The 11,089-nt window shown below is 71.1% G+C and carries 11 protein-coding genes; 7 read left to right on the top strand and 4 right to left on the bottom strand.

Translation table 11 applies throughout. The annotated features are described in order from the left end of the window. Positions 1-73: 73 nt before the first annotated feature. A complete protein-coding gene (locus OFY01_RS24330; RefSeq protein ID WP_266603273.1) occupies positions 74-1,528 on the bottom strand; it encodes a regulator in 1,455 nt (484 codons plus the stop codon). Between the two features lie 329 nt (positions 1,529-1,857). Between OFY01_RS24330 and lipB the strand changes: the two genes are divergently transcribed. From lipB to OFY01_RS24310, 4 genes are all read left to right on the top strand, one after another. Beyond that, positions 1,858-2,664: a lipoyl(octanoyl) transferase LipB gene (gene lipB / locus OFY01_RS24325; protein ID WP_266603271.1), complete on the top strand. Its 807-nt coding sequence runs from the start codon at positions 1,858-1,860 to the stop codon at positions 2,662-2,664. A 121-nt stretch (positions 2,665-2,785) separates the two neighbouring features. Beyond that, the gene (gene lipA / locus OFY01_RS24320) at positions 2,786-3,775 is read left to right on the top strand and encodes a lipoyl synthase (RefSeq protein ID WP_266603269.1); all 990 of its coding nucleotides are present in this window, start codon (positions 2,786-2,788) and stop codon (positions 3,773-3,775) included. Positions 3,776-4,098: 323 nt separating this feature from the next. Next, entirely contained in the window at positions 4,099-4,299 is a 201-nt protein-coding gene (locus OFY01_RS24315; RefSeq protein WP_266603267.1) for an SCO2195 family GlnR-regulated protein, read from the top strand. A 57-nt stretch (positions 4,300-4,356) separates the two neighbouring features. Further along, the gene (locus tag OFY01_RS24310) at positions 4,357-5,070 is read left to right on the top strand and encodes a DUF4191 domain-containing protein (RefSeq protein WP_266603265.1); all 714 of its coding nucleotides are present in this window, start codon (positions 4,357-4,359) and stop codon (positions 5,068-5,070) included. Positions 5,071-5,227: 157 nt separating this feature from the next. Here the strand turns inward: OFY01_RS24310 and OFY01_RS24305 are convergent, their stop codons facing one another. Then, complete coding sequence (locus tag OFY01_RS24305) at positions 5,228-5,695, bottom strand: RDD family protein (RefSeq protein WP_266603263.1); 468 nt, start codon at positions 5,693-5,695, stop codon at positions 5,228-5,230. A gap of 190 nt (positions 5,696-5,885) precedes the next feature. On the opposite strand from OFY01_RS24305, the gene glnA reads away from it, so the two are divergent. Continuing rightward, a complete protein-coding gene (gene glnA, locus OFY01_RS24300) occupies positions 5,886-7,295 on the top strand; it encodes a type I glutamate--ammonia ligase (RefSeq protein ID WP_266603261.1) in 1,410 nt (469 codons plus the stop codon). Positions 7,296-7,573: 278 nt separating this feature from the next. Here the strand turns inward: glnA and OFY01_RS24295 are convergent, their stop codons facing one another. Then, positions 7,574-8,473 carry a winged helix-turn-helix transcriptional regulator gene (locus tag OFY01_RS24295; RefSeq protein ID WP_266603259.1) on the bottom strand — a complete coding sequence of 300 codons (900 nt, stop codon included), beginning with the start codon at positions 8,471-8,473 and terminating at the stop codon, positions 7,574-7,576. Positions 8,474-8,603: 130 nt separating this feature from the next. On the opposite strand from OFY01_RS24295, the gene OFY01_RS24290 reads away from it, so the two are divergent. Then, a complete protein-coding gene (locus OFY01_RS24290) occupies positions 8,604-9,860 on the top strand; it encodes an MFS transporter (RefSeq protein WP_266603257.1) in 1,257 nt (418 codons plus the stop codon). Between the two features lie 234 nt (positions 9,861-10,094). On the opposite strand, the gene OFY01_RS24285 is transcribed toward OFY01_RS24290, so the two are convergent. After that, positions 10,095-10,304, bottom strand: a complete 210-nt coding sequence (locus OFY01_RS24285; protein WP_266603256.1) for a hypothetical protein — start codon at positions 10,302-10,304, stop codon at positions 10,095-10,097. A 209-nt stretch (positions 10,305-10,513) separates the two neighbouring features. Here OFY01_RS24285 and OFY01_RS24280 point away from each other — a divergent pair, with 209 nt between their 5' ends. Beyond that, a complete protein-coding gene (locus OFY01_RS24280) occupies positions 10,514-11,068 on the top strand; it encodes a DUF1269 domain-containing protein (protein WP_266603255.1) in 555 nt (184 codons plus the stop codon). Positions 11,069-11,089: the final 21 nt, after the last annotated feature.

Below are 11,089 nucleotides of genomic sequence, written 5' to 3'. Positions count from 1 at the left end.
GGGGGCGGGTCCGGCCGCGGTGCGGCAAGGTCAGGCCCGGTGCGGCGGCGCGAGGCCCCGGACCACCGCGGCGTCACCCGAGCCCAGCCACCTTGTCCCGGTACCCCCGGACGGCCCCCGCGTCGCGGTACGGCTCCAACCGGCGCTCGAACTCCCGCACGTACTCGTGCGCCCGCACCGACCGCATGTCCGCCGCCGCGGCCGCCGCGTCCGCTCCGAGGGCGCACGCCACGTCCAGCTCACCGAGTCCGAGCCGCGCCGAGGCCAGCACCACCCGGCAGAACAGACGGCTGCGCGCGTACCCGGGCGCCCGCAACTGCAACGACCGCTCGGCGTGCTGCGCGGCAGCCCGGTACTGCTGCAGATCCCGGTAGCAGTGCCCGAACTCGTCCGCCAGCTGCGCCTCGTCGAAGAACCGCGCCCAGTGCGGCACATCGTCCCCGTTGCGCCCCGCCTCCAGCGCCCGCTCCGCCCGGATCAGCGCCGCCGTACAGGCCCGTACCTCCCCGAGCACCCCGTACCCCCGGGCCTCCGCGGCGTGCAGCACCGCGTGCGCCGCGGGCGGCACCGAACCGCCGACCCCCTGCTGGGCGACGCGCGCCAGCTGCACCGCCTCCCGGCCGTGCCCGAGATACACCGCCTGCCGGCTCATGGTGACCAGTACGTACGCCCCGTACAGCCGGTCCCCCGCCGCCTGCGCGAGCCGCAGCGCCTGCACGAAGTACCGCTGGGCGAGCCCGTGCGCCGCGATGTCGTACGACGTCCACCCGGCGAGCCGTGTCAGATCGGCGACCGCCGCGAAGAGCCGGCGCCCGGTCTGCTCGCCGTACGTGCCGCGCAGCATCGGCTCGGCCTCGTGCTCCAGGTAGCGGACGAGCGCCTGCCGCGCGTGCCCGCCCCCGTACGCGTGGTCGAGCGTGCGGAACAGCTCGCCCACCGAGCACAGGGCCGCGATGTCGCCGCCGCTCACCCTCTGCCCGGGAGCGCGCTCGCTCTGCGTACGCTGCCGCGGGACCGCGACCACGGGCGGCCTGCCCTGCCCCGGGACCCTGGAGGCGGCGGCCTGCTCGCCCGGGCGGCCCACCTTGTCGTCGGCCCTGCCGATCAGCCAGTCCCGGCTGGGCACGACGAGCCCGGCCGGGGTGAACGCGATCTTGCGCAGCTCCGCGTGGCTGCCGGAGTCCTTGCGCCACAGCCCGCTGACGATGTCGACCGCCTCGTCGGGCGAGGCCGCGAACTCAAGCCCCGCGTACACCGGCGCGCACGCGTCGAGCCCGAGGTCCTGCGCGGACAACCGCCGCCCGAGGCGCCGCGTGAACACCTCGGCGATCAGCGCGGGCGTGGTGCCGCGCGGCTGCTGCCCGCGCAGCCACCGGGTCACGGAGGTCTTGTCGTACCGCAGGTCGAGGCCGTGTTCGAGACCGAGCTGATCCACTCGCCGGGCCAGGCCCGCGTTGGAGAATCCGGCCTCCGCGATGAGCGCGGCGAGCTGGCGGTTCGGGGTGCGCTGCGGAGGTCGTTCCGTCATGCTGTGCGATTGCCTTCCGGGCCCTGGAAAAACCGCAGAGGGGGGCTTTGCGCGCCCCCCTCTGCACTTGCTCCCTCGCGGGAACGGCGTGGTCGTCGTGATCATCGTGGCCGATATGACGGTTTTCTCCCGCTCCACGGAGCGGCGCCGCTCACGGACGGCGCCGAAGGTATCACGCAGCGCACACACCGTCCCCCGTACAGAGCAGCCGTGCCCCGCTTTCATCCGATCGTGTGAGGATTGCCTGAACGGCTGGCGTCGAGGCCCGCGCCGTACAGTGGCTGATGGCGCGATACCTGCACGGTGAAGGTTTTAGGGAGGCACTTGCCGTGAGTGAGGAGTTGCGGTTCGTCCGCATGGGATTCGGTGCGGAGATGGTCGAGTACCAGACCGCCTGGGACGAGCAGCGCCGCGTGCACGCCGCCCGTTTCGCCGACGAGGTGCCCGACACGTGCCTGCTGCTCGAACACCCGCCGGTCTACACGGCGGGCAAGCGCACCGCACCCGAGGAGCGCCCGCTCGACGGCACCCCGGTCGTGGACGTGGACCGCGGTGGCAAGATCACCTGGCACGGCCCCGGCCAGCTCGTCGGCTACCCGATCCAGAAACTGCCGCGCCCGGTCGACGTGGTCGCGCACATGCGCCGCCTGGAGGACGCGATCATCCGGGTCTGCGCCGAGTTCGGCGTCGAGACGTCCCGGGTGGAGGGCCGCGCCGGGGTGTGGGTCCTCGGCGACCCGGTCGAGCAGCGTCCGGCGCCCGGTGCCGGAGGGCTGCAACTCGACTTCGACCCGCGCGCGAGCGACCCGGAGTTCGACCCCCGTCTCAACGGCCCCGAGTACGCCCCGTCCAACGCGGGCCAGCGCCGCGAGGACCGCAAGATCTGCGCCATGGGGGTACGCGTGGCCAAGGGGGTCACGATGCACGGCTTCGCCCTGAACGTGAACCCGGACACCTCGAACTTCGACAAGATCATCCCGTGCGGCATCCGTGACGCCGGAGTGACGTCGCTCTCGTACGAGCTGGGCCGCGAGGTCACGATCGAGGAGGTTCTCCCGGTCGCGGAGCGCCACCTGCACGACGTCCTGGCCCACGCCGACCTCAAGCCGCGCGCGGTGGAGGAGACCCCGGCGTAGCCGCGTACGCCATCCAGGGGAATGCACCCCAAGCTCCACAGGTTGGCCACCGGTGAGGGCCATGCACATCACGGGCGTACCCTGAGGTGCGCCGAAGAATCAAAGCTTTAGGGAGCCGGTCGTGTCCGCAGTCGCACCCGACGGACGCAAGATGCTGCGCCTGGAGGTCCGCAACAGCCAGACCCCCATCGAGCGCAAGCCCGAGTGGATCAAGACCCGGGCGAAAATGGGTCCCGAGTACACCAAGATGCAGAACCTCGTGAAGAGCGAGGGCCTGCACACGGTCTGCCAGGAAGCGGGCTGTCCCAACATCTACGAGTGCTGGGAGGACCGCGAGGCCACGTTCCTCATCGGCGGCGACCAGTGCACGCGCCGCTGCGACTTCTGCCAGATCGACACGGGCAAGCCCGAGGCGCTCGACCGTGACGAGCCGCGCCGCGTCGGCGAGTCCGTCGTCACCATGGACCTCAACTACGCCACGATCACCGGTGTCGCCCGCGACGACCTGGAGGACGGCGGCGCCTGGCTGTACGCGGAGACGGTCCGCCAGATCCACCAGCAGACCGCCGAGCGCGCCGACGGCCGTACGAAGGTGGAGCTGCTCGCCCCCGACTTCAACGCGGTACCCGAGCAGTTGGCCGAGGTCTTCGCCTCCCGCCCCGAGGTCTTCGCGCACAACGTCGAGACGGTCCCGCGGATCTTCAAGCGGATCCGCCCCGGCTTCCGTTACGAGCGCTCCCTGAAGGTCATCACGGAGGCCCGCGAGTACGGCCTGGTCACCAAGTCGAACCTGATCCTCGGCATGGGCGAGACCCGCGAGGAGATCAGCGACGCGCTGCGCCAGCTGCACGAGGCGGGCTGCGAGCTGGTCACCATCACGCAGTACCTGCGCCCGTCCGTGCGCCACCACCCCGTGGAGCGCTGGGTCAAGCCGGACGAGTTCGTGGAGTTGAAGGAGGAGGCCGAGCAGATCGGTTTCTCCGGCGTCATGTCGGGCCCGCTGGTCCGCTCCTCGTACCGGGCCGGACGGCTGTACCGGATGGCGATCGAACAGCGTCATTCAGCCACTCCGCAGCGGGACGGCTCGTACGTGGCCTCGCAGGCGGTGTGAGGCGCGACGGCCCGCACGCCGCGAGCGCGAGCGTGTGAATTCGCGCACAAGCGACTACTGGCCAGTATCGGCCGGATCGGCGCGGCCCCGGCCGTCCCCGCAGATAGGGACGGCGCAGGGGCCGCGTCGGCGTTCCGCACCACACCACCGACCCTTCATGGGCGTTTGACCGGTCGGACACGCCCTGGTAACACCAAACAGTGACGCTGCTGTCACGCCCGGTACACCGTCGAGCGCCTGACACACCTCACGTACCTGACGCACCTGACGTACCTCACGCACCTGTCACCAGAGCCTGATCCGCCCCGAGGAGGACCTCAACGATGCAGGCCGCGCCCTCCGTCCGCGCCACCGCCATCCCGACCGTCACCGACGCCCTGCGCGCCATGGAGTCGCTCCTCATGAGCGGCGGCCAGCGCACCGCCCGCCGCAACGCCTGGACCTCCGTCCTGGAGGACCGTCGGCGGGCCAAGGACCGGGTCGAGGCCGAGCGCATGCTCCAGGCCGTCTCCACCCGGGGCTGAGCGGGCCGGGGCCGGTGCGGGTTCTTCCCGCCGCACCGGCCACGTAGACTTCAAGACATGGCGAGGAAGGAAAGTGCAGCGGACGCTGCGAACCCCGGGCGACTCAAGCAGATCGCTCTGACCTACAAGATGACCAGCAAGGCCGATCCGAAGATCGGTCTTGTACTCGCGGGTGTGGGAATCGTCACCTTTGGTGTCTTCCTCGCGGTCGGTTTCTTGATCGGTCACCCCATCTACCTCGGAATTCTCGGCTTCCTGCTCGCCTTCCTCGCGATGGCGATCGTCTTCGGACGCCGTGCCGAGCGAGCGGCCTTCGGGCAGATGGAGGGGCAGCCCGGCGCGGCGGCGGCCGTGCTCGACAACATCGGCCGCGGCTGGACGACGACCCCCGCGGTCGCGATGAACCGCAGCCAGGACGTCGTGCACCGCGCGGTCGGCAAAGCGGGCATCGTGCTGGTCGCGGAGGGCAACCCGAACCGGGTGAAGTCCCTGCTGGCCGCCGAGAAGAAGAAGATGGCCCGCATCGTGGCGGACGTCCCGGTCCACGACATCGTCGTCGGCACCAAGGACGGCCCCGAGGGCACGGTGCCGCTGAAGAAGCTCCGTACGACGATGCTCAAGCTGCCGCGCGTGCTGACCGGCCCCCAGGTGACCACGACCAACGACCGTCTGCGCGCGATGGGCGACCTGATGTCGAACATGCCGCTCCCGAAGGGCCCGATGCCCAAGGGGATGCGGATGCCGAAGGGCGGCGGCGGCAAGATGCGCTGACGCTGCCGCTGCCGCGGGAACGCGAAAGGGGCGGGGCGGAACCTTTCCGGTTCCCCCCCCCCGCCCCGTCGCGCATGACCGTCCGCCGTGTGCGGCTTCCCGGCGTCCGCTCGCCCGCTCGTCCGGCTCTCCCCCGCCGGGAAGCTTCGCCGAGCCGTCAGACGCGCACCTCCACCGACTTCGCCAGCCGGTCGTGCAGCCCCCGGCCGTCGCGGTCCCAGATCAGCGCCGGAACGGCGAGGCACAGCAGGAACGTGCGCAGCACGACCCGGCCGGTTCCCGGGCGCCCGCCGCTCTGCGAAACGACCCGCAGCCCGAACAGCCGCTTGCCCGGCGTGAAGCCGACGGTGCCGACGGTGAGTACGCCGAGCACGAAGAAGATGAGCAGCGCCCAGTTGCCCGTGGCCTGGCTGTAACCACGCGTCACGAGGCCGTATGCGATCAGCATGCACAGCGCCCAGTCGACGAAGAGCGCCCCGATACGGCGGCCGGGGCGCGCGATCGACCCCGGTCCGTGCTCCGGGAGACCGAGCTGTTCGCCCCGGTACCCGAGGTCCGCGCCCGCGTTCTCCAGGGCCTCGCGGGGCCCGGACAGCCACGATCCCATTGCATCCCTGTTATCCACCCGTCCACGGTACTGCGGCCCGTCGCTCACGCCGCCCTGACCCCCGAGCCGGTTAACTTGGGTGAAACAAATGGGTCACGCTCGAGAAATGCCGCCTGCCTAAGGTCGGGCCGAGCGTGTAGCCACCGCACTGGCCACACCACCGAGCTGCAACCCCGCCCCTCCCCGGGTCGGGAGTAGGAGGAGTTGGATGTTCCAGAACGCCGATGACGCCAAGAAATTCATCGCGGACGAGGACGTCAAGTTCGTCGACGTCCGCTTCTGCGACCTGCCGGGTGTGATGCAGCACTTCACGGTGCCGGCCGAGGCGTTCGACCCCTCCGAGGAGCTGGCCTTCGACGGCTCGTCGATCCGCGGCTTCCAGGCCATCCACGAGTCCGACATGGCGCTGCGCGCGGACCTGTCGACGGCCCGCGTGGACCCGTTCCGCCGTGACAAGACGCTGAACGTCAACTTCTTCATCCACGACCCGATCACGGGCGAGCAGTACTCCCGTGACCCGCGCAACGTGGCGAAGAAGGCCGAGGCGTACCTGGCCTCGACCGGCATCGCCGACACCGCGTTCTTCGGCCCGGAGGCCGAGTTCTACGTCTTCGACAACGTCCGCTTCGAGACGACCGCCAACCGCTCGGTCTACGAGATCGACTCCGAGGCGGGCGCCTGGAACACGGGCAAGGAAGAGAACAACCGCGGCTACAAGGTCCGCTACAAGGGCGGCTACTTCCCGGCCCCGCCGGTCGACCACTTCGCCGACCTGCGCGCCGAGATCTCCCTCGAGCTGGACAAGGCGGGCCTGAAGGTCGAGCGCCAGCACCACGAGGTGGGCACGGCCGGCCAGGCGGAGATCAACTACAAGTTCAACACGCTGCTGGCCGCCGCCGACGACCTGATGCTCTTCAAGTACATCGTGAAGAACGTCGCCTGGCGCAACGGCAAGACCGCGACCTTCATGCCGAAGCCGATCTTCGGCGACAACGGCTCGGGCATGCACGTCCACCAGTCGCTGTGGAACGGCGGCGAGCCCCTCTTCTACGACGAGCAGGGCTACGCGGGCCTCTCGGACACCGCCCGCTACTACATCGGCGGCATCCTCAAGCACGCCCCGTCGCTGCTGGCCTTCACCAACCCGACGGTCAACTCGTACCACCGCCTGGTCCCCGGCTTCGAGGCCCCGGTCAACCTGGTCTACAGCCAGCGCAACCGCTCGGCGGCCATGCGCATCCCGATCACGGGCTCGAACCCGAAGGCCAAGCGCGTCGAGTTCCGCGCCCCGGACCCGTCCTCCAACCCGTACCTGGCCTTCTCGGCCCTCCTCCTCGCGGGCCTGGACGGCGTCAAGAACAAGATCGAGCCGGCCGAGCCGATCGACAAGGACCTCTACGAGCTCGCCCCCGAGGAGCACGCGGGCGTCCCCCAGGTCCCGACCTCCCTCCCGGCGGTCCTCGACGCCCTCGAGGCGGACAACGAGTACCTCCAGGCGGGCGGCGTGTTCACGTCCGACCTGATCGAGACGTGGATCGACTACAAGCGCACGAACGAGATCGCCCCGATCCAGCTGCGGCCGCACCCGCACGAGTTCGAGCTGTACTACGACATCTAAGAGGCGAGGCCGGTCGGGCGACCGGGGCGCGAGCCCCGGAAACCGGCTGTGACCTGCGGCGTCATGAGGGCCGCCACCCCGAAGTCGGGGTGGCGGCCCTCACTGGCGAGGTCACTTCGCCCGCTGCCCTCCACCGGCTACTCCCATCAGTCCGGACAGACCTGGGGTCCGCCGCCGAGGTGGCGGTGCGGGGCGCCGACGGTGGTCTCCACGAATGCCTCGGGGACGGCGAGCGCGACGAGCCACGGCGCCCCCTCAAGCCGCCGGCGACCGCAGGTTCACGGCGTCGCCCCTCGGCTCCCCGCCGCCACCCGCCGTGCCACCGTCAATGCCTCGTGCACCGCTCCCGGGATGTCCGTGACCGGGAAACGTGCCTGGCGCACCACGCGTTCGCGGTCCACCACCACAACCGCCCTCTTCAGCCGCAGTGCCTGCCCGACGCGGAAGACCGGTAGCCGCAGAGCGGCGGCGAGGCGCAGGTCGACGTCGGAGAGCAGGGTGAAGGGGATGCCTTCCTCGACCGCGAACACTCGCTGCTCGTCAGGGCGTTGAGTGCTCACGCCGCGCACCTCGGCCCCGGCCGCGCGGAAGTCGTCGTACGCGTCCCGGAACAGCCGGTTCTCCAGTGTGCAGCCGATGGCGCCGGGAATGTCGGCCCAGTCGTCCGGCAGCGGGCCCGGACGGCCGGTCGCCGGGTAGCAGAACAGGACGGTGGCCGCGGCGTCGGCCACCGGGTCCAGCGGCTCGCTGTCCCGGTGTCCCGGCAGTTCCAGGCGGGGCAGCCGCTCGCCCACCAGGTCCGCCACTCGCCGTGTCTCGGCGCTCTCCTCGTCGGCCGTGCCGCTCAGTGAGCCGTCGCCGAGCAGCCAGCGGTCCGCCCAGTCCTGCATCGAGAGCAGCACGGGCAGCAGCCCCCGCCCGCTCGCGGTCAGCCGGTACTCGTACCTCACCGGGCCGCTCTGGTACGGAACCTTCTCCAGGACCTCCGCCTGCACCAGGTGCGCAAGGCGCTCGGTCAGCACCTTGCGGGAGATCCCCAGTTCCTCCTGGAGGACGTCGAACCGGTGGTGCCCGCGTGCGGTCTCCCGTACCAGGAGCAGGCTCCACCAGTCGCCGACCACCGCCGCCGCCTGCGCGATCGCGCAGGCGGCGTCCCGCTCGGGCACCGACCTGGCCATGGCTCTCCTGTCTTGCGGACGCGGCGTTCATTCTTCGAAACCATCTTGCGCCATGAGGTCAGTTCCAGATAGGAACTTAGTCCGCGAAGAGGTAAGTTCCCTTAAGAAACCCACTGGAGGGTGACGTCGAATGAGCGAAGCACCGGCGATCCCGGAGCGTGATCGCCGCAGCGGCCACCACGCGATCTCGTCCACCGGCGTCTTCTGGCGCTACTGGGGCGCCGCCACCGTCAGCAACGCGGGCACCGCCGTCACCGCGCTCGCCCTGCCCCTGGTCGCCCTCACCGTCCTTGACGCCACCGCGCTGCAGGCCGCCCTGCTCGCCGCCGCCGGTCAGATCTCCTGGCTGCTGCTCAGCCTCCCCGCCGGAGTGATCGCCCAGCGGGTCCCGCTCCGCCGCCTCCAGGTCACCCTCGATCTCGTACGGCTCGTCGCCGTCGGATCCCTGCCGCTCGCCTGGTGGCTCGGCCGGCTCAGCTACCCGCACCTGTTCCTCGCCGCGCTGGTCACCGGCGCCGCGACCGTACTCTTCGACATCGGCAACTCGACCTTTCTGCCCGCCGTCGTCCCGGCCCGACAACTCGCCGACCGCAACAGCCTGATGTCCGGCACGCACGCCGTCACCGAGACCGGGGGGCCTTCCGGGGGCGGCCTCCTCGTGCACGCCGCGGGCCCGGTCGGCGCGCTTCTCGTGGACGCGGCCAGTTACCTGCTCTCCGCCGTGCTGCTGCGCACCCTGCCCGAGCGCCGCCCCGCACCCCGCACCGGCGACGGCGCCCTCCGGATGATCCGCGAGGGCTGGACGTACGTGACGCGGCACCCGGTGATGCTGCCCTGCATGCTCTGGGCCACCGCCACCAACTTCGTCTGCGCCGCCCTGGTCGCCCTCACGCCCCTCTACCTGGTCCGTGAGGCCGGCCTGACGCCGGTGCAACTCGGCCTGGTGCTCGCCTCGGACGGGATCGGCGCGCTCGTCGGATCCGCCGTGGCGGTCCGGCTGACCCGGCGGTTCGGCACCGCCCGGGGGCTCGTCGGGGCCGCGCTGGCCGGCGGCGGCGCCGCCCTGCTGGCCCCGCTGACCACGTCCGCCGCCGACGCCTACTGGTTCGCCCTCGGCAACGCCGGCTTCGCCTTCGGCGTCGTCATCGGGTCGATCACCACCCGCACCTACCGGCAGACCCAGTCCCCGCCCGAGCTTCTCTCCCGTGTCATGGCCACCGTCCGCTTCGTCTCCTGGGGAGCCCAGCCACTCGGCGCCCTCACGGCCGGCCTGCTCGCCACGTACGCGGGAACGCACGCGGCCCTGTGGACGGTGTGCGCGGCCGCGCTCCTGCCTCCGCTGTACCTGCTCGCGGCCCCGGTGGGCCGACGCCGGGATCTGGCCTGACGCAGACCCCGCCCCGGCCGCGGCGGAGAGCCCGCCCCTCCCGCTCCCGATGCCACCACAGCGGCGCAAAAGGGCCCCAAGCGCTCGAAGCCCGAGACGTGCGGCCGCCCTTCACGGGCGTCGTCCAGCGGCAGACGTCCGGCACGGGCGGCGGCGTACGGGCGGACCCCCGCTACGGCCCGCCACGGGCCGGGCGCGGCCGCAGGCCGTGAGCCGTGCGGAGACGGGCGCCGCTCAGGGAACCTCCCGCAGGAAGAGCGCTCCGCACGTGTGGCAGAACGGCCTGGCCCGGTCGGTGCCCCACGCCTCGGACGGCAGTTTCTCCGCCGAGAGGTCGATGACACGGCCGCACATGGCCTCCTCCTCGCCCGCCCGGATCATGTGCCATTCCTTGAGGGTGTCGCCCCCGGGCTCGATCATCTCCGCGATGATGTGGTGTTCCATCGTCTGCTGCTCCTTCGCCGTCGTGGAGGCGGTCCTCCATCCCTGTACCTCGGACGCACGAGGGGCTCCCGGTTCCGTCGCGTGCGTCAGCCGATCGAGCGGTCCCCTCACCCTTGCCCATGTGGCCGTCGCTGAGCGGGCAGAGAATTCACATTCCCCATAAAATCGGGCAAGTCGTACACATGTCCAGTGCTCGGAGGAGTGCCGTCATGAGCAACTTGTTCGTCGTCGCCTACAACGATCTCGCCACCGCCGACCAGGTCCGCGACAAACTGCTGTCGATGTCGCGGGAGCACCTCGTCGAGCTCGAGGACATCGTCGTCGTCGAGCGGAGGGAGGGGGACGGAAAGATCAAGCTGCACCAGGCGGTGAACCACACGGCGACCGGCGCCGCGGGCGGGGCGTTGTGGGGCAGTGTGATCGGGCTGCTGTTCCTGGTGCCATTCCTCGGTGCGGCGGTGGGAGCCGCCGCCGGAGCGGCCGGCGGGGCGATGACGGACACCGGGATCAACGACGGCTTCATGAGGGAGCTGAGCCAGAATCTGCGGCCGGGGGCGGCCGCGCTGTTCGTGCTCGTGAAGCATGCCGCCAAGGACAAGGTGGTGCCCGAGATCGCCGCGTACGGCGGGCAGCTCGTGCAGACCTCGCTGAGCCACGAGGAGGAAGAGGCGCTGCGGGAGATGGCACGCGGCGCTCAGGGCGGAGTGAAGGCCGGTGCCGCCCAGGCTCAGGACCAGGCCCCGTCCCAGGCCCCGGGGGCCTGAGGCCCCGGGCGCGGGTACGTC

Source organism: Streptomyces beihaiensis (assembly GCF_026274175.1).
Lineage (GTDB): Bacteria > Actinomycetota > Actinomycetes > Streptomycetales > Streptomycetaceae > Streptomyces > Streptomyces beihaiensis.
This window is presented reverse-complemented; position numbering and strand designations above follow the sequence as displayed.